General features: G+C 67.4%; 10 protein-coding genes and 2 tRNA genes. 3 read left to right on the top strand and 9 right to left on the bottom strand.

All coding sequences use genetic code 11. The annotated features are described in order from the left end of the window. From C0099_RS06525 to C0099_RS06510, 4 genes are all read right to left on the bottom strand, one after another. Window positions 1-3819 (bottom strand): EAL domain-containing protein, encoded by a 3819-nt coding sequence (locus tag C0099_RS06525; protein ID WP_102246692.1) that lies wholly within the window; start codon window positions 3817-3819, stop codon window positions 1-3. A 7-nt stretch (window positions 3820-3826) separates the two neighbouring features. Further along, the gene (locus C0099_RS06520; protein WP_102246691.1) at window positions 3827-4258 is read right to left on the bottom strand and encodes a response regulator; all 432 of its coding nucleotides are present in this window, start codon (window positions 4256-4258) and stop codon (window positions 3827-3829) included. Beyond that, window positions 4255-5247: a sensor histidine kinase gene (locus C0099_RS06515; protein ID WP_102246690.1), complete on the bottom strand. Its 993-nt coding sequence runs from the start codon at window positions 5245-5247 to the stop codon at window positions 4255-4257. The genes C0099_RS06520 and C0099_RS06515 overlap by 4 nt, the downstream gene beginning before the upstream one ends. A gap of 179 nt (window positions 5248-5426) precedes the next feature. Next, on the bottom strand, window positions 5427-7073 hold the full coding sequence (locus C0099_RS06510; RefSeq protein WP_102246689.1) for a methyl-accepting chemotaxis protein: 1647 nt from the start codon (window positions 7071-7073) through the stop codon (window positions 5427-5429). 252 nt (window positions 7074-7325) lie between these two features. Here C0099_RS06510 and mgtE point away from each other — a divergent pair, with 252 nt between their 5' ends. After that, window positions 7326-8957 carry a magnesium transporter gene (mgtE, locus tag C0099_RS06505; RefSeq protein WP_102248408.1) on the top strand — a complete coding sequence of 544 codons (1632 nt, stop codon included), beginning with the start codon at window positions 7326-7328 and terminating at the stop codon, window positions 8955-8957. A gap of 80 nt (window positions 8958-9037) precedes the next feature. On the opposite strand, the gene C0099_RS06500 is transcribed toward mgtE, so the two are convergent. The 4 genes from C0099_RS06500 to acs all read right to left on the bottom strand — a co-directional run bounded on the left by C0099_RS06500 (window position 9038) and on the right by acs (window position 15681). After that, window positions 9038-9128: transfer RNA gene (locus C0099_RS06500), tRNA-Ser, on the bottom strand. 50 nt (window positions 9129-9178) lie between these two features. Continuing rightward, window positions 9179-11227, bottom strand: coding sequence for a sodium:solute symporter family protein (locus tag C0099_RS06495; RefSeq protein ID WP_102246688.1), 2049 nt, complete (start codon window positions 11225-11227; stop codon window positions 9179-9181). After that, window positions 11227-13380 (bottom strand): 3'-5' exonuclease, encoded by a 2154-nt coding sequence (locus C0099_RS06490; protein ID WP_164084879.1) that lies wholly within the window; start codon window positions 13378-13380, stop codon window positions 11227-11229. The genes C0099_RS06495 and C0099_RS06490 overlap by 1 nt, the downstream gene beginning before the upstream one ends. Window positions 13381-13710: 330 nt before the next feature. Then, on the bottom strand, window positions 13711-15681 hold the full coding sequence (gene acs, locus C0099_RS06485) for an acetate--CoA ligase (protein ID WP_102246687.1): 1971 nt from the start codon (window positions 15679-15681) through the stop codon (window positions 13711-13713). A 217-nt stretch (window positions 15682-15898) separates the two neighbouring features. On the opposite strand from acs, the gene C0099_RS06480 reads away from it, so the two are divergent. Beyond that, window positions 15899-17431 carry a fumarate hydratase gene (locus tag C0099_RS06480; protein ID WP_102246686.1) on the top strand — a complete coding sequence of 511 codons (1533 nt, stop codon included), beginning with the start codon at window positions 15899-15901 and terminating at the stop codon, window positions 17429-17431. Window positions 17432-17475: 44 nt separating this feature from the next. After that, window positions 17476-17551, top strand: a tRNA-Thr gene (locus C0099_RS06475). A 45-nt stretch (window positions 17552-17596) separates the two neighbouring features. Here C0099_RS06475 and C0099_RS06470 read toward each other — a convergent pair. Further along, window positions 17597-19456 carry a S8 family peptidase gene (locus tag C0099_RS06470; protein ID WP_102246685.1) on the bottom strand — a complete coding sequence of 620 codons (1860 nt, stop codon included), beginning with the start codon at window positions 19454-19456 and terminating at the stop codon, window positions 17597-17599. Between the last annotated feature and the right edge of the window lie 5 nt (window positions 19457-19461).

The following is a 19461-nucleotide window of genomic DNA, read 5'->3' as shown; positions in this document are numbered from 1 at the left end:
TCATGTCGCCACCGGGGCACCGAGCAGACGCACGAAGGCATCGGGCAGCACCGCCGGGCTGAACAGAAAGCCCTGGTACAGATCGCAGGACTGTCCTTTCAGAAACTCGAGCTGATCGCCCGTCTCTACCCCTTCGGCCACCACGCGCATGCGCAGCGTGCGCGCCATCGCGACGATGGCCGAGGCGATCTCCATGTCGCCCACATCGTGCGGCACGTCGCGCACGAACTCGCGGTCGATCTTCAGCACGTCGATGGGAAAGCGCTTGAGGTAGGCGAGTGAGGAATATCCCGTGCCGAAGTCGTCGATGGCCAGCGTCACGCCCAATGCCTTGAGTTCTCGCAGGCGCTCGCCGGCCAGTTCCTCGTGACCCATGATGGTGCTCTCGGTCAGTTCCAGCTCAAGTCGTGCAGGGTCGATGCCGGTCTCCTCGATGATGAGCGCGATGCGTTGCGGCAGATCCGAATGCCACAGCTGCCGACCGGACAGATTGACTGCCATCGTCATCGGCGCCAGGCCCGCATCGGTCCATCGTCGTGCCTGTTCGCAGGCCGCGCGCAACGTCCACTCGCCCAGCGGCACGATCAGGCCGTTGCCCTCCGCGATGGGGATGAACTCGCCCGGGGAAATCAGGCCGCGTTCCGGATCGCGCCAGCGCAGCAAGGCCTCGCAGCCGACGATGCGCCCGCTGGGGACATCGATCTGCGGCTGGTAATGCAGTTCGAACTCGTCGCGTTCGAGCGCGCGCCGCATGCGCGTCTCCAGTTCCACGCGCTGTTGCGCGGCGCGGCTCAGTTCGGCCGTGTAGAAACGGAAGGTGCTGCGCCCCTCGGCCTTGGCCTGGTAGAGCGCTGCGTCCGCATGCTGGATCAGCTCGGTCGGGTCGGCACCATCCTGCGGGTAGATGCTGATGCCCACGCTCGAACCCACATAGACCTCCTGCCCTCCGGACAGCACGAAGGGGTCGTCGAGTAGCCGGATCAGCGTCATCGCCACACGTGCGGCCTCTTCGGGCTCGTCGAGCCGTTCCATGACCATCAGGAACTCGTCGCCACCCAGGCGCGCGAGCGTATCGTCGGCACGCACGCGGCTTCTGAGGCGCAGGCCGATCTGCACCAGCAGTTCGTCGCCGACGGGGTGACCGAAGCTGTCGTTGACATCCTTGAAACGGTCCAGATCGATGAACAACACCGCGATCGCGTGCCCGTGCCGCGCCGCATGGTCGATGGCATGCTCCAGGCGCAGGTTGACGAGCACGCGGTTGGGCAGGCCGGTGAGCGGGTCGAAATGGGCGAGACGCTGCAGTTCGGCTTCGGAGTTCTTCAGCTGGCTGATGTCGGTCATCACGCCGACATACTGCGTGGCATTGCCGTGCGCATCGCGCACCGTCGAGATCGACAGCCAGGTCGGGCCGACCTCGCCGTCCTTGCGCCGGTTCCAGACCTCCCCCTGCCAGTGGCCCCGCTCGCGCAGGCTCTGCCACAGTTCGCGATAGAAGCGCTCGCCCTGCCGTTCAGAGCGCAGCAGGCTGGATTTGCGCCCCAGCGCCTCGGCCTCGGTGAAGCCGGTGATCTCGGTATAGGCGCGATTGATCGCAACGATGAAGCCGTGCAGGTCGGTGATGACGATACCGTCGCGCGTGCTCTCGAACACCGCCGCCGCGCGCCGCAGGCTGTCGAGGGCCAGCTTGCGCTCGATCGCGGCCGAGATGCCGGCCGCGACAATGCGCAGCACGCTCTCGTCGGACGCACTCCAGTGCTGGCGCCGCACTTCCGTCTCGATGCCGACACAGCCCCACAGGCTGCCGTTGCAGAACAGCGGCAGGAGCATGATGCTCGCCACGGTCTTGTCATCGAAGAAGCGGCGCTCGGCCTCGGGAAGTTCATCGATATCCGCGACGAAGGAGTCACCCCGGCCCAGGCACTCCAGCCAGCGACCCAGGCCGACATCCTCGATGGGCAGGTCGGTGACCTCGGCATCGGGTACATGATGGAGCAGCCCCTCGGTTTCCCAGCGATGACGAATGCTCGCCGCCGGACGGCCGTCGTCGGGATGCGGATGAACCTCGAACACATAGGTCGAGTCGCCGCCCACATGCCGTCCTACCGCTTCGAGCACGGTGCGCAGGCCGAGGTCCAGATCGTCCTCGCGCAGCAGCTCCAGCGCCGCTCGCGCGGCCATCTCGAGCGCGTCCTCGCGCTGGCGCACGGCATCGGCGACACGGCGCTTCTGCACGGCCAGGCTGGCCAGGCTCGCGAACTCGGCGAGGATCTCGCGCTCGCCCGCGGCCGGTTCGCCAGGTCGCTGGCACGACACGGCCAGCGCCCCGATCACCGTGCCCGCCTCGTCACGCAGTGGGGCCGACCACAGGGCCGCGGCGTGATCGTCGCCGACCGAATCCAGATCCACGAACATGCCCTGCGAACCGGCGGCGACGCAGCGCTGCGCCAACGCGTCATCGAGCAGCGCCAGACGATGACGACGCACGTCGGCCAACACCTTGCCGCCAGGTTCGAAGAACAGCACGTCCACCCGCTGCGAGTGCGTCAGCAGCGACTCCACCTCGGCGACGATGGTGCCCAGTACGGTGTCGAGGGGCGCATCGGCAGCGATGCCGTTGAGCACTTCGGTGCGGGCCTGCTGCAGGCGGCGCGAGGCCACACGTTCGCTCAGGTCCACGTCGACGCTGTAGATCTCCTTCTCGCCATGCGCGGTGGTGAAGGTGACGACACTCGTGAGCACATGCACCGGCGTGCCGTCCTGGCGCTGCAGAGCAAGCTCGGTAGCGGGAACCGGGGCTCCGCTGTCGGTCCAACGCTGGGCCAGCGCGCGCATCGCCTCGCGCTGCGGCTCGGGCACGATCAGATCGACCAGATCGCGACCCATGGCCTGCTCCGCGGTGTAGCCATACAGCGACTCACTGGCGCGGTTCCAGTAGAGCACGCGGCAGTTGCGGTCGTAGCCCTGCACGGCGATCGCGGGCGTGTGCTCGAACAGGTTGCGAAAGCGCTTCTCGCTCTCGGTCAGTTCGGCGCGTTCGCGGCGCAACTCGGCCTGACTTTGCAATTTCTCCAGCGTGACCGCCAGCTCGAACAGATAGCCTTCGCGCTTGGGCAGGTAGTCGTCGACCCCCAGGCGCAGGGCCTTGGCCGCGATTTCGCCGCTGCCGTGGCCGGTGAGCAGCACGATCGGCACGTCCAGGCCGCGCTGGCGGCGCAGGATACGCACCAGCTCGAGCCCGTCGATGCCCGGCAGGCGGTAGTCGAGCACGACCGCGTCATAGCCCGTGGCGCCATCGAAGATGGTGAGCACCTCGTCGGCCAGCGCGACCAGATCCAGCCGGATGTGGGGCGCATGGCGGGCGAAATGGCGGCGCGTGAGGTCGACGTCGAAGGCATTTGGCTCGGCGTAGAGCACGCGCATGCGCCGGCTGCGCCGCTGGGCATGCTCATGGTGGCGCTCGATGGCCGAGGTCAGCGCGGCGGGCAGTTGCGCGAGATAGTCGTCGCGCTTGGTGACGTAGTCATCCGCGCCGGCCTTGAGCGCGGACAGGGCGACGTCCTGCTCGCCCGAACCGGTGAGCACCACCACCGCCGGCGAGACCACCGCCTCGCCGAGCTCGGCGAGAAAGTCGAAGCCGCTGCCGTCGGGCAGACCCAGATCGAGCAGCACGACGTCGTAGGCGTGTTCGTCGAGCAGCGCGCGCGCCGCCGACAGCGTGGTCGCGACGTCGAGTTCCAGCGTCGGCGCCGAGCGGCGCAGCGCGCGTCGCGCCAGATCGGCATCTGCGGCGGAATCCTCGACGTAGAGAGCGCGCATCGAGCCGTCACCTCGGGGCGCGGTTGAGCACGCACCAGAACAGTTCGATCTGTTCGGCCACTTCCATGAACTTGCCGAAATCGACCGGTTTGACGATGTAGGAATTGGCGCCCAGGTCGTAGGCCGCCTGCAGGTCGCCATTTTCGGCCGAGGAAGTCAGCATGACCACCGGAATGAGGCGGAAGCGCTCGTGTGCCTTGAGCCGGCGCAGCACCTCGAGCCCGTTGACGCGCGGCAACTTGATGTCGAGCAGGATCACCGCCGGCAAGGCCTCGCCCTGCTCCCAGCGATCCATCCAGGCGATGGCCTCCTCGCCGTCACGCGCAACCTCCACCGGATTGCCGAAGCGCCGACGACGGAAGGCGCGCATCGTCAGGTCCAGATCGACCGGATTGTCCTCGACCAGCAGGATCGGCTGCGGCAGGCTTTCGGTCGTCATCGCGGAAGCTCCAGGAAGAAGGTCGCACCCCGGCCGACTTCGCTCTCGGCCCACACCCGGCCGCCCATTCGCGAGACGGCCTTTCGCACCAGGGCGAGCCCGACGCCGGTGCCCGGATAGTCCTCGGCACGATGCAGGCGCTGGAAAATGTCGAAGATGCGGTCATGGTACTGCATGTCGAATCCGATGCCGTTGTCACGCACCCACAGCAGAACCCGGCCGTCGCTCGCGCGCGCACCGATCTCGATGCGCGGGGCGGCGCTCGTGCGGCTGAACTTGATGGCGTTCTCGAGCAGATTGCGCAGCGCCAGCGCGAAGCCGTCGCGATCGATACGCGCGGCCAGGTCGGTGCCCACATCGTGAACGATCTCGATCTGGGCGGCCGGATCGTCGCCGACCGAGGCCGTCTCGCGCTGGTCGACGATGCTGCGCACGATGGGCTCGAGCGGCATCACGCGCGCGTCGAGCGCGCGCCGCTCCATGCGTGAATAGGCCAGCATGTCCTCGATCAGCATGTGCATCTGCGCCACGCCGTCGCGGATATTGCCGATCAGCTCGCGACCTTCGTCGTCGAACTGGTCGGCGTGATCGAGCAGCAGGATCTGGCTGTAGCCGTCGACGCCGCGCAGCGGCGCCTTGAGGTCATGCGAAACGGAATACGAAAAGGACTCGAGTTCGCGGTTGGCCATCTCGAGCTGGGTGGTGCGCTCGCCCACGCGATGTTCGAGGTCCACGTTGAGGGCGTTGAGCGCAAGCTCCGAGCCGAGTTGGCGCTCGAGCGTGCGGCGTACGATGAAGTACAGCAGCACCGCCATGACGAGCATGTAGAAGGCGCCCTTCCATGTCTGCAACGTGGCCATCAGTTCGGCGTCGGCGCCCGCCAGGCCGACGGTCAGACGATCCGAGACGAACACCCACAGCAGACTCAGCACCAGATAGCCGATGGCGATGCGCGCAGCTTCGCGAGCGGGCCTCGTTTGCTCGTCCATGGTTCCCCCGTGCCACACGGTCGGAGACCCCGGCAGCGCACCGGAACGGCGTCGCCCCGCGCCGTCAAGACGGGACACTGAGCGGATGTTACAAAATTCACACCGCGCGGCGATACGGATTGATCACGACAATCGTGCGGCGCACCGGAAAGAATGCACAGTCGCGCGCAGATCGGCTGCTAGAGCCGGAAGCGCGAGGACACCGAACCGAGTTGTTCGGCGTAACCCGACACCTGTCGCGACACCTTGGCCGACACGCGTGCCTCATCGACGCTGGTCTGCGACATCGACGAAACATGCTCGACGTTGCGCGCCAGTTCGCGCGCCGCATTGCCCTGTTCGAGCAGCGCATCGCGGATCTGCGCGATGGCGTCGTCGGCGCGCGTGGCGAGGTCGCGGATGCGGCCCACGACGTCGCCGGCCGCGTGCGCCTCGCGCGCACCCGCGCGCACCTTTTCGCTGTTGGCCGCGACCTCGCGCGACACTGCCCCGGCGATCGACTGAATGCCTTCGATGCTGCGGGCGATGGTCTCGGTCGACTGCGAAGTGCGTTCGGCGAGCTTGCGCACCTCGTCGGCAACCACCGCGAAACCGCGCCCCGACTCGCCCGCGCGCGCCGCCTCGATGGCGGCGTTGAGCGCGAGCAGATTGGTCTGCTCGGCGACCTCCCCGATCAGGTTGACGACCTTGGAGATCTCGCCGGTCTTGGTGGCCAGCTCCGTCATGGTCGCCTCGGTCGCGGCCACCGCCGCGGCCGCCTCGTCGATGCTCACGGCGGCCCGATGCACGGCGCGCTCGCTCTCGTCCGCAGCCGCGCTCGATTCACGCCCGGCCTCCACCGCGACGCCAGCGTTGTCGCCGACATGATCGACCGACACGCTCAACTGCTCGATCGCCGCAGCCATCGAGGCCACGGCCTCGGACTGGCTCTCCGAGGCATCGACCGAACGCCCCGCCGCGCCCTCCAGATCGCCACTCGCGCCGGTGAGCTTCTGCGAACTCTGGTGGATCAGTGCGATGGCCTCGTGCAGCGCGTTGCGCAGCACCGCGCCGGAAGTCAGACAATCGCCGATCTCGTCGCGCGCGCCGGTCGGCACGCGCGCCTTGAGCTCGCCCGCAGCGATGCCGCGCAGGATGCTCAGAGTTTCGTCGGAGCGACGTCGCGTGCGCGCGGCCATGAGCAGCGTCAACACCAGGGCGATGGCGAAGCCCGCAACCGAGATCGCCAGCGCTGCCGACGTACGCTGCTCCGGCAAGCCCGTGCCGGTCATCATCCAGCCCAGTGCGCCGATCTGCGGCAATGCGGCGAGCGCCAGCACCAGGAACAGCTTGGCGCCGAAGCGCAGGTCGTCGAGCATGCGCAGCAGCCGGCCGCCGATGCCGGCAAGCCCGCCGCGCACCACCCGCCCCTCGTGGAGCCGGATCGAGCGACTGCGGTTCATGTCGCGGTAGAGCGCGTCCGCGCCGGCCACCTCCTCTCGCGTGGCCTTGATGCGCACCGAGGTGAAGCCGCCCGCAGGCTGCGGCGTGACGGTCGCCCTCACCCAGTAGTGGTCGCCGTTCTTGCAGCGGTTCTTGACGATGCCCATCCACGGACGCCCGCTCTGCACCGTGGCCCACAGGTCACGGAAGGCCTCGGCCGGCATGTCCGGATGGCGCAGGATGTTGTGCGGCTGCCCGATGAGTTCCTCGCGCGTGTAGCTGCTGGCCTCGAGGAAGTCGTCGTTGCAGAACTCGATCATGCCTCGCGAATCGGTGTGCGAGATGATCGCGATGTCGTCACGAAGGACTCTTTCGGTGCCGGTCACCGGCTGATTGTTGCGCATCGGTATGCTTGTCCTGCGATTACGGGTTTCACGATCCCTTCGGGGACTCTATTAGCCAATAACGTTTGCTTGGCGGCAAACTTGAATGCATGACTCGCGCGGCCCCGGGTTCGGTCCGGCTGCCGGGCTTTCCCGAGGGGCTTGCAGTTCCCCGGCTGGCAAGAAGGGCTCCGCGATGCAATGCTGCGCCGGGGCGGCCGGATCGGGCCCGCGGAGCGCGCTCCGGACAAAGCGAACGACGAGAAGAAGACGATGACATCCAGACCCGACGAGCACCCGCCGAGCCAGAGCGGGCAGATCACCCAGGCCTTGGCGCAAGGGCGCAACAAGCGTGTGCGCAAGCTGCTCCACCGCATGCATCCAGCCATGATCGCGGCGCTGCTCGAGCGCCTCGATGCCGGCCAGCGCAGCGCGCTTTGGCAACAGGTGGAAGCTTCGCGCGAGGGGCGCATTCTAGCCCACCTCAAGGGTGACTTGCGCCGCTCCCTGGCCGGTGAGGCGCATGACGCACACGCCGACGAGGCCGCGGCGCCAGAGCACGGGTCCGGCGACGGCATCAGCCAGCTCGAAGCGGTGCGCCACGCCCTCGAGCAGGGCAAGCTCAAGCGCGTCGGCAAGCTGCTGCACCACATGCATCCGGCCAAGGTCGCCGGCCTGCTCGAGGCATTGCCGCCGGCCGAACGCAACGAAGCCTGGAGCATGGTCGAGACCGAACGCGCCGGCCGCGTGCTCGCCTATCTTCACGACGAGATCAGCGCCGCGCTGGCGCAGCAACTCGATCTCGAAGACCTCATCAGTGCGGTCGAACACCTGGAGCTCGACGACCTCGTCGACCTCATCCAGACCCTCCCCCACGAACTCGGCAGCCGGCTGGTGCACGCCACCGCGGGCGCGCGGCGCGAGCAACTCGAGTCGATGCTGTCCTACCCGGAGGAATCCGCCGGCGGCCTGATGAACGCGGACGTGATCGAAGTCCGCGCCGACGTCCAGGCCGGCACCGTGCTGCGCTATCTGCGCCTGCTCGAGACCCTGCCACCGCAGACCGACATGCTCATGGTGGTCGACCGTTCGGGACGATATCAGGGCGCATTGCGCCTGTCGGCGCTGGTGACGGCCAACCTCGATGCGACCGTGGCGGAACTGATGCACACCGACGTCGTGGGCATCCCGGTCGACACCGCGAGTCGCGATGTGGCGCTCCTGTTCCAGGACCTCGATCTGCTCTCGGCACCGGTGGTCGACGATCGGCAGCGACTGCTCGGTCGCATCACCGTCGATGACGTGGTCGATCTGATCCGCGAGGAATCGGACCGAACCGTCATGCAGATGGCCGGCCTCGACGACGAAGCCGACATGTTCGCACCGGTTCTGGTCAGCTCCAGACGGCGTGCGGTATGGCTGGGCATCAACCTCGTCGCCGCCTTTCTCGCCGCCTGGGTGATCGGCCGCTTTCAGGCCACGCTCGAACAACTGGTCGCACTGGCCGTGCTCATGCCCATCGTCGCCAGCATGGGCGGCATTGCCGGCAGCCAGACCCTGACCCTGGTCATCCGCGGCCTCGCCCTCAAGCAGGTACAACGGGGCAACATCCGCGTGCTGCTAAATCGCGAGGTGGGCATTTCGGTACTCAACGGCCTGCTGTGGGCCCTGGTGGTCGCGGCGCTGGCGGTCGTGTGGTTCGGCGACTGGGGCATCGGCGGTGTCATTGCCGTGGCGATCCTCATCAACCTGCTGTGCGCCGCCCTGGCCGGCCTCGCCATTCCGCTCGTACTCGAGCGCATGGGCATCGACCCCGCGCTCGCCGGCAGCGCCATTCTCACCACGGTGACCGACGTCGTCGGCTTCTTCGCCTTCCTCGGCCTCGCCAGCGTGCTTCTGCTATGACGGCCGATCGCACATCAGACAAGCACACCAACCGGAGAGAAAAGAAAAAGCCCTGAACAATCAGGGCTTTTCTAAGGTCGTGGCGGAGAGGGCGGGATTCGAACCCGCGTCAGGGGATTACCCTGAACACGCTTTCCAGGCGTGCGATTTAAACCACTCATCCACCTCTCCACGCCGAGCGCGGCATTCTAGCAGAACTCTCGCCGCACGGAACCCCGATCTCAGTGCAACGAGGCGTCGTCGGGCTCGTCGGACTCGGGCGAGCGCACGCGGCGCACGAAGGATGTGGCGGCCGGCGATGGCGCGGGCGTGAGCAGGCTGACCACGACGATCACGGCGAAACCCAGCACCACGCCGAAGGCGCCGGCCGAAATGGGACGGATGCCGAACCAGGCATTGGCCGCATCGCCACCGAAGAAGGGATGCGTGCGCATCACGTAGAACATCGTCAGCGCCAGCCCCGAGAGCATGCCGGCGATCGCGCCGGCGCGGTTGGCGCGCTGCCAGAAGATGCCCAGCACCAGCGCCGGGAAGAAGGCCGATGCCGCCAGCGAGAAGGCCAGGCCGACCAGGAACAGGATGTTGTCCGGTCGCAGCGAGGCCACCCATGCAGCGGCGATGGCGACCAGCAGCAACGCGGACTTGGACATCAGCAGCCGGCGATGGGACGGGGCCGACGGCCGCATCACGCGAAAGTACAGGTCGTGCGAGAGCGAATTGGAGATCGTCAGCAGCAGTCCGTCGGCGGTCGACAAGGCCGCGGCCAGCCCGCCGGCGGCTACAAGCCCGGCGACCACATAGGGCAGCCCTGCGATTTCCGGTGTGGCCAGTACGATGGCGTCGGTGTTGAGCCACAGCTCGGCGAGCTGAAGGATGCCGTCACCGTTGATGTCCTCGAAGCGCACCATGCCGACCTTGCCCCACGAGGCCACCCACGAGGGCAGCGCCGAGATCTCGGTGCCGACCACGTTGCTGTAGACCTCCCACTTGGCGAAGACCGCATAGGCCGGGGCCGCCAGATAGAGCATGAGGATGAAGAACAGCGTCCAGAACACCGAACTTCGCGTCTGCGTCACGCCCGGCGTGGTGTAGTAGCGCGCGAGGATGTGAGGCAATGCAGCGGTGCCGATCATCAGCACGAACACCAGCGCGATGAAGTTGTTGCGCGACTCGGCCTCCTGTTCGGGCAATACGCCCGGATGGGCCTGGGCGAAGCGGTTGGGCACCTCGGCGCGTCGCAGGGCCTCGTCGCGCGCCTCGCTCCAGGCCTCGCGCGCCGCCTCGGGCGTGGGCGGGATGTCGCGCAGCGCGCGTTCGAGCTGCACGATCTCGCGCGCCGGCGCGTCGCGTGCGAGCAAGGCCTTGAGCTCGGCCGCGCGCTCGCGCCGTTCTGTTTCGAGCGACTCGGGCAACCCCGCAATGCGCTGCACGTAGTCTTCAGCACGCTGACGGTACAGCTCGCGCGCCTCGGCCTCGCGCCAGTCCCAGATCAGCTCGCCTTCTCGTTCGGACAGTTTTTCCATGACCGGGCCGTACATCAGCTGCGGCACGGGTACGCCGGTACTCTTGTAGGCGAGCATGGTCACCGGCACCAGATAGGCGACGATCAGCACCAGGTACTGCGCGACCTGGGTCCAGGTGATCGCGCGCATGCCGCCCAGGAAGGAACACACCAGGATGCCCGCCAGACCGATGAACAAGCCGATCTCGAATTCGACACTGACGAAGCGGCTGGTGACCAGGCCCACGCCATAGATCTGCGCGACCAGATACACGAAGCTCGCGAGCACCGCGGCAGCCAGGCCGACGATGCGCACCACATGCCCTTCGTAGCGCGCGCCGAGGAAATCCGGAATCGTGTACTGCCCGAAGCGTCGCAGATAGGGGGCGAGCAGCAGCGCCACCAGCACGAAACCGCCGGTCCATCCGGTGACGAAGGCCAGCCCCTCGAAACCCGAGAAGTAAAGCGAACCGGCCAGCCCGATGAAGGACGCCGCGCTCATCCAGTCGGCGGCGGTCGCCATGCCGTTGAACACCGCCGGCACACGCCGCCCGGCGACGTAGTACTCGTTCAGGTCGGATGTGCGGCTGGCCACGCCGATGCCGGCATAGATGCCCACCGTGCCGAACAGGAACACCATGCCGATGGTGGCCTCCGACAGGCCGTGGCGCTCGCCCACGGCCAGCGCCACCAGCAACGCGACGAAGACCACCGCGTAGATCAGGTAGTTGCGCAGCAGCCTTCGCGCGAAGCCGTCCCGCCCCGCCATCAGTAGCGTATCCGCGCGTAGAAGGTGCGCTCGCTCGCCTCGCGCAGTTCCCCGAGCGTACGGATGCCGCGCTCGGCGAGCAGCGGCAGCATGCGGATGAACACTTCGGCGGTGACGATGGCGTCCCCCAGCGCCGTGTGGCGCGCGCTCACCGTCACCCCCAGGCGCTCGGCGATGGACTCCAGCCGATGCGATTCCTGGTTCGGATGCAGCAACGCCGAGATCAGCAGCGTATCGAGCACCGGCCGGTCGAACACGACATCGGTACTCGCCTCCTTGAGCTGCAGGAAGCGCATGTCGAAGGCGGCGTTGTGGGCCACCAGCACGGTGTCGGCGACGAAGGCACGGAACGCGGGCAGCACCGCGTCGATGGTCGGCTGGCCGGCCAGCAGCTCGGGCACGATGCCGTGCACCGCAATCGATTCGGGGCGCAGCGCGCGACGCGGGTCGATCAGTTGTTCGAAGGACTCGCCGCGCAGCAGCTTGGCATTGACGATGCGCGTGGCGCCGATCTGGATGATCTCGTCGCCGCCCGAAGGATCCAGACCGGTGGTCTCCGTATCGAAGGCGGTGTAGTTGAGCGCGGACAGCGGCGTGTCGTCGAGCACGCGCGCATCCTCCGCCCAGTCGAAGATATCGAAGTCGTAGAACTCCGGTCGCCCGTCGGCGAGGGGCACACCGCGCGCGCCGGCCTCGTCCGGCCGTGCCACCGCTTCGCGCAGCATCATGCCCAGCCAGATGCGGCCACGTGCGCGCTCGCGCTCGAAGCGCATTTCGCCACCGTGACGCTCGATGACCTCGCGCACCGTCGTCGGCAGAACACGATCTGCGGCGCGCATGGATTCGATCTCCCAGGCGGCGACCGTCTCTTCGGAAACCGGATGCCCGCTCCATCCCAGACCCAGACACACCTTGTCCGCGACCCGCAACAGGCGGAGCGACAGGGTGTACGCTTCGGACGCCTCGCGGATTCTCCAGGCGAGGAAGGCCACGGCCTGCAACAGCGAGAAACTGTCGGCCTCGAGCCACACATCGTCGACCTGTTCGACCTCGACTGCGACACCCGTGGCGGCCGCGATACGCACACGCACGGCATCGACCAGATCGGTCGCGTGCATTTCCTCGAGCGGCCAGCGCGCGCGTCGCGCCTCGGCCAGTTCCGCCGCGGCGGTGTCGAAACGCTCGCCCATGCGTGTCGCCTCGCTGCGGACCTCGGCGATCCGGCGCGCGCGCTGCGATGCATCACCCCCTTCCCTGGCGAGTTGCTCGGCGGCCGCACACAAGGTGGCGAGCGAGGCGCGATTGTCGTCGGTCAGCGACTGCATCAGGCGATCACGCCGGGCCTCGCTGACAAACTGGCTGGTGATGTCGTCGAACAGCAGAATGAAACCGTCGGGTTCGCGACTGCCCTCGGCGAGCACGGGCGACATGCGCACGCGCAACAGATGGCCCTGGCCGCAGCCCAGAACGAAGTTCGCCACGGCCGGGTCGTCGCCGCGCGCCAGGCGCCGGCGCACGGTCTCCAGGCCGTGCGCGATCACGTCGCGCTCGAACACCGCGTGGATGGAGCGTCCCAGCCCGATCAGTTCGCTCCCGTCGGCCAGTTGCGGACTCGCCGACAGGCCGCGGAACTGCTCCCTCGCGCGCGCGTTGTAGAGCAGGATGCGCCCGTCCAGATTGCACACCACGACACTTTGCGCGAGTTCGCCCATCAGCGCGGCCAGGCGATTGCGCTCGGCCTCGATGGAGCGCTGCGCCTGCGCGACCTGCTCGGCGACATCGGCGCGCAAGGCCTCGCGCCGCGCCGCGAGCACATTGACGGCGCGCTCGATGGCGCGAAGCGAAGCCGGGCCATGCTCGCGGATGCGCAGTTGCTCGCCCGCGCCGGCGATCAATTCGATCTCCTCGGCGAGGGTGAAGGCCTGACGCACATGAGCACGATGCAGCCGGCACGCCAGCATCGCGCCGACGCTCAGCAGCAATACCAGCGCAAACAGCACGACACCGAGTCGCCCGTGCACGGCCTCGATCAGATGCGCGCGCACCGATTCGCCGCCCAGCTGCCAAAAAAGGCCGAACACCAGCGCGAGCGGCGCGAGCATCAGCGCGACGAGTGCACTCGCGAACAGCGCCGCCCCCGCCCTGCGCATCATGCGCGAGGCCTCCCGCCAGCGCGGTGGCACAAGTACGCGCCGCGCCGCGCCGAAGCGACGCCGACAAACCGGAATGTCGGCACGGAAAACCAATGCATCGCGGACATGCGCTCTCCCTGATCAGCCGCTATTGTCGCGCGAAGGACCGGGCAGACAAAAAAAAAGCGCGCTTTCGCGCGCTTTCCCCCCTGTCTGGGCGGACGCCTGTGTGTCGGTGTCCGACCTCGGCAAACGGCCATCGTCTCGGGACGACGTCGGTTTGCCTCGGAACGGCCCTTCATCTCGCGCCTTTGTGCCCAGCCTCCTCCTGTAAATCGTTGCCCCGGGAACTCAGCCGTTACCCTTGAGCTGGTCGAGAATCGCCGGATTTTCAAGCGTACTCGTATCCTGCGTGATTTCCTCGCCCTTCGCAAGCTGACGCAGCAGGCGACGCATGATCTTGCCCGAACGCGTCTTGGGCAGGTTTTCACCGAAGCGGATGTCCTTGGGACGCGCGATCGGGCCGATCTCCTTGCCGACCCACTGCTGCAGTTCCTTGACCTTCTGGCTGGCGGCCTCGCCGGTCGGGCGTGCACCCTTGAGCACCACGAAGGCCACGATCGCCTCGCCGGTCAATTCGTCGGGGCGACCGACCACGGCCGCCTCGGCGACTTCGTCGTGGGCGACCAGGGCCGATTCGATCTCCATCGTGCCCATGCGGTGGCCCGAGACGTTGAGCACGTCGTCGATGCGCCCGGTGATCGTGAAGTACGCCGTGTCCTTGTCGCGCACCGCGCCATCGCCCGCCAGATACAGCTTGCCCTTGAAGTCATCCGGGAAGTAGGTCTTGCGGAAGCGATCCGGATCCCCCCAGATGGTACGGATCATCGACGGCCACGGGCGCTTGACGACGAGGATGCCGCCGTGGCCGTTGGGTACGTCGGCACCGGTCTCGTCGACGATCGCCGCCTGGATGCCCGGGAACGGCAGCGTGCACGAACCCGGCACCATCGGCGTGGCGCCGGGCAACGGCGTGATCATGTGTGCACCGGTCTCGGTCTGCCACCAGGTGTCGACGATGGGGCAGCGGCCACCGCCGACGTTTTCGTAGTACCACTCCCAGGCGGCCGGGTTGATGGGCTCGCCGACGGTGCCGAGGATGCGCAGGCTGGACAGGTCGTACTGCGTCGGCGCGCAATCGGGGTTGTTCTCGGAGGCCTTGATCAGCGAGCGGATCGCGGTCGGCGCGGTATAGAAGATGCTGACCTTGTGGTCCTGCACCATGCGCCAGAAGCGTCCCGGATTCGGATAGGTCGGCACCCCCTCGAAGACGATCTGGGTGGAACCGCAGGCCAGCGGCCCATAGGCGACGTAGGTGTGGCCGGTGACCCAGCCGATGTCGGCCGTACACCAGAAGACGTCGTCAGGCTGGATGTCGAAGGTGTAGCGCATGGACATCGCCGCCTGCAGCAGATAGCCGCCCGACGAGTGCTGCACACCCTTGGGCTTGCCGGTGGAGCCGGATGTGTACAGGATGAACAGCGGATGCTCGGCGCCGACCCACTCCGGTTCGCAGGTGTCGGGCTGGCCGTCGACGACCTCGTGCATCCAGTGGTCGCGCCCTTCGACCATGTTGACGTCGGCGCCGGTGCGCCGCAGTACGATGACGTTCTTGCACGACTTGGCCGCATCCGAATCGAGCGCCTCGTCTGCGATGGACTTGAGCGGCAGCATCTTGCCACCGCGAAACTGCCCGTCGGAGGTGATCAGCGCGACCGCGCCGGCATCTTCGATGCGATCGCGCAGCGCGTGCGCCGAGAAACCGCCGAACACTACCGAATGGGTGGCGCCGATGCGCGCGCAGGCCTGCATCGCAATCACGCCCTCGACCGACATCGGCAGGTAGATGATGACCCGGTCACCCTTCTTCACGCCCATGTCGCGCAGCGCGTTGGCGAAACGGCATACGCGCACCAGCAAGTCGGCGTAGCTGACACGGGCGACCTTGCCGTCGTCGGACTCGAAGATGATCGCGGTCTTGTTGCCGTCGCCGCGCTTTACGTTGCGGTCCAGGCAGTTGTACGAAACGTTGAGCGTGCCGTCGGCGAACCACTTGAAGAACGGCGCTTCGCTCTCGTCCAGCACCTGGGTGAAGGGCGTCTGCCATTCGAGCAGCTCGCGCGCATGGCGCGCCCAGAAGCCTTCGTAGTCACGATCGGCCTCCGCGCACAGCGCCTCGTAGGCGTCCATTCCCGACACCCTCGCGCGCGAGACCGCCTCTGCCGAAGGCTGATACACACGGGCTTGCTGTTCGCTCGACATCTTGTGGTCTCCTTGCTTGTTCTGGCTCTGACACCGGCCCGTCGCGGGCCGGAACCGGCGCGGATGCCGATCGGCAGACTGGCCTTCATTTAAGAAGATGTGTCTTACATACGACTTACGGCCTAGTCCGACGGCACCCTGCCCTGAGCACATGATACCCCCGGCAACCGCGCTGGTAGAATCCCGCAGGCCGCCGCATTTCCCCGGGAGAAGCACCATGACCGTCATCCGCCAGGACGACCTGATCCAGTCCGTCGCCGACGCCTTCCAGTACATCAGCTACTACCACCCGCTCGACTACATCCAGGCACTCGGCAAGGCTTGGGAACGCGAGGAAAGCCCGGCCGCGAAGGACGCCATCGCGCAGATCCTGACCAACTCGCGCATGTGCGCCGAGGGCCACCGGCCGATCTGTCAGGATACGGGCATCGCCGTGGTGTTCCTCAAGATCGGCATGAACCTGCGCTGGGACGCCACGCTGAGCCTGCAGGAGATGGTCGACGAGGGCGTGCGCCGCGCCTACAACCACCCGGACAACAAGCTGCGCGCCTCGGTGCTGCTCGACCCGGCCGGCGCGCGCCGCAACTCCAAGGACAACACCCCGGCCGTGGTGCACGTCGAGATGGTGCCGGGCGACGGCCTGGAAGTGACCTGTGCGGCCAAGGGCGGCGGCTCGGAGAACAAGTCCAAGCTCGCCATGCTCAACCCGTCCGACTCCATCGTGGACTGGGTGCTCAAGACCCTGCCGACCATGGGCGCGGGCTGGTGCCCGCCGGGCATTCTCGGCATCGGCATCGGCGGCACGCCCGAAAAGGCCATGCTCATGGCCAAGGAATCGCTGATGGCGCCGTGCGACATCCACGTGCTGCGCGACAAGGCCGCCAGCGGCGCCGAGCTCTCGCGCGTCGAGGCACTGCGTCTGGAACTGATGGACAAGGTCAATGCGCTGGGCATCGGCGCGCAGGGTCTGGGCGGGCTCACCACCGTGCTCGACGTCAAGATCCTCGACTACCCCACCCACGCCGCCAGCCTGCCGGTGGCGATGATCCCCAACTGCGCGGCCACGCGTCACGTGCATTTCCATCTGGACGGCTCCGGCCCGGCGCATCTGGAAACCCCCAAGCTCGAAGACTGGCCGGCCGTGACCTGGCAGGCCGACACCGAAGTCGCCACGCGCGTGAACCTGGACACGCTGACCAAGGAGGAAGTGGCCTCGTGGAAGCCCGGCCAGGTGTTGCTGCTCAACGGCAAGATGCTCACCGGCCGCGACGCCGCCCACAAGCGCATCGGCGACATGCTCGCCAGGGGCGAGAAGCTGCCGGTGGACTTCACCAACCGCATCATCTACTACGTCGGCCCGGTCGACCCGGTGCGCGAGGAAGCGGTCGGCCCGGCAGGCCCCACCACCGCCACGCGCATGGACAAGTTCACGCGCATGATGCTGGAGCAGACCGGACTGATCGCCATGGTCGGCAAGGCCGAGCGCGGCCCGGCTGCCATCGAGGCCATCCGCGACAATCAGTCCGCCTATCTGATGGCGGTGGGCGGCGCGGCCTATCTGGTTTCCAAGGCCATCAAGACCGCCAGGGTGGTGGGTTTCGAAGACCTGGGCATGGAGGCGATCTACGAATTCGACGTGGTCGACATGCCGGTGACGGTGGCCGTAGACGCGCAGGGCACCAGCGTGCACGAGACCGGCCCGAAGGAATGGGCGGCGAAGATCGCCGGCATTCCGGTGGCCATCGCCTGAGCCGTACGGGCAGGCGCGAAGCCTTGCGCTATAATCCGCCCCGCGCCGCTTTAGCTCAGTTGGTAGAGCAACCGCCTTGTAAGCGGTAGGTCGTCAGTTCGAATCCGACAAGCGGCACCATTTCTCCTCGACGCCGGCCTTGCGCCGGCGTCGTCGCATCGAGCCTCAGCGCAAACGCGGCAGAAACCACGGCGATGTGAATGGACGGCGCCAGCCCCAGCCGGGCTGCACCGCCGCGACCGCCGCAAGCGCATCGATCAGCCCGGCCCCGCTGTCGAAGTCGAAGCCCGCGCCGATGAAACTGCGCGCGTCGTCGACCGCGACGCCGTCGCTGCGCTCGAGAATGTCGACGGCCGTGACCTGCAGCAGCGCCGTGATCGCCGCCGGCGACAGGAAGGGATTGCGCGCGCGCATCAGCGCAGCGACCCCGGCTGCGTGCGGCGCGGCGGCCGAAGTGCCGTAGAAATTGGGCCAGCCATCGGGCTCGATGTCGCGGCCCTCGACGAAGAAGGTGGTGTTGGCACCATCGGGCGCAGTGAATTCGGGCTTGCGGCGCAATTCGAAGATCGGACGCCCGTCGATGTCGAACAGGATCGGGATGCCGCCCGCCGAGGAAAAACCATTGAGCAAGGGGCGATCCAGGCCAAAGGCCGGCGACATGAAGTAGGCCGAGGCGCCGACCGCGTTCGCGCCGGCGGCATTCGGATGGCCGTAGCTGGTGGGTGCGTGCACGCCTTCGTAGGCGTCGACGAAATCCGCATCGAAGGTCGGCGAAAGCGAGACCCATCGCGGCGCCTCGCCCTCGCGGCGTTCGATCGACACCCACAGGCGCCCTTCGCCAAAGGTGGCTGCCAGTTCCACCGGGTCGCCGCTACCACCGTCGGGACCGGCGATGTTCGCGTCGTCGCCACAACTGATCACCGCTTCCTCGCTCGGCACAGGCGCCGACCACAGGCATACGTCCAGGTCGGAGCGCGTTCCGGGCGCACCGCTGACCGACAAGTACGGCTCGCTCCAGTGCAGGATCATGGTCCCCGCGCGGTGCGCGTCGAGTTCGAGCATGGTGTCGACGCCCGGTCCTGGATCGAAGTCGTGCAGCATGCCGCCCAGCGACCCGATCACGCCGGCGTCGCGAAATCGCGAGCGATAGGCATTGCGCCCGCTGTTGCCCGACGAGGAGAAGTAGGCCACGCCCTGCGCGACCACCTCATCGACCGCTTGCGCGACCAACCCGTCCTGGAACATCGGAGCGGCGAAGTAGCCCACGTCATCGACGATCACCGTCGCGCCGGCCCGCGCCAGCGCCCGTACCCCCTGGGCAAAGGCCGCCTCGCCCTTGAACGCGGTGTGGAACAGCAGCCGCGCACCGGGAGCCACGTCGTGGACGATCTGTGCCATCGCACGCCCTTCGTCCGAGCAGTTGTCCAGGTCATAGTCGTCGATCACGACGACATCGGGCGGCAGGTCGCCGCCGGCCACGTCGGCCGCATATCCGCCCAGGCAGTCGAAACTGTCGGAGAGCACGCCGACGGCGGAGCCCGCCCCATCCACGCCGAAGTCGAAACGCGCCACGTCCGAACGCTGCGCCACGTCCCCCTGACTGGTCACGGCGCCGACGTTGCGCCGGGCCAGCACCGGGCGCGCCGAAAGCAGCGTCTCCAACACCGCGAGTTCGTCGAGCGCGGCCAGCGGAATGCGGATCGACACGTTACGACCCGACACGGCGACGATCTCGGCACCGATCACCTCCAGGTCGGCGATCAGCGCCGAAGGATCCTTTGCGCGGGCGACCGCATCGACGAAAGCCCAATCGCCGACCATGCCCGGCACGCTCTGACTGCGAAAGCGCGTGTCCTCGCCGGCCTCCGGCGTGGCCTGGAACTCGCGGTATTCGCGCGCGATACGGTCCAGCCCCAGCACCAGCCGGCCGGCGCCCTCGCCAGACGGGTCGGCCGCTTCGGACGCGGACACGGGAATACAGGACAACAGACTGGTGAAGAGTACGCAGGCGGTGACACGGGACATCGGCG

Source organism: Pseudazoarcus pumilus (genome assembly GCF_002872475.1).
Lineage (GTDB): Bacteria > Pseudomonadota > Gammaproteobacteria > Burkholderiales > Rhodocyclaceae > Pseudazoarcus > Pseudazoarcus pumilus.
This window is presented reverse-complemented; position numbering and strand designations above follow the sequence as displayed.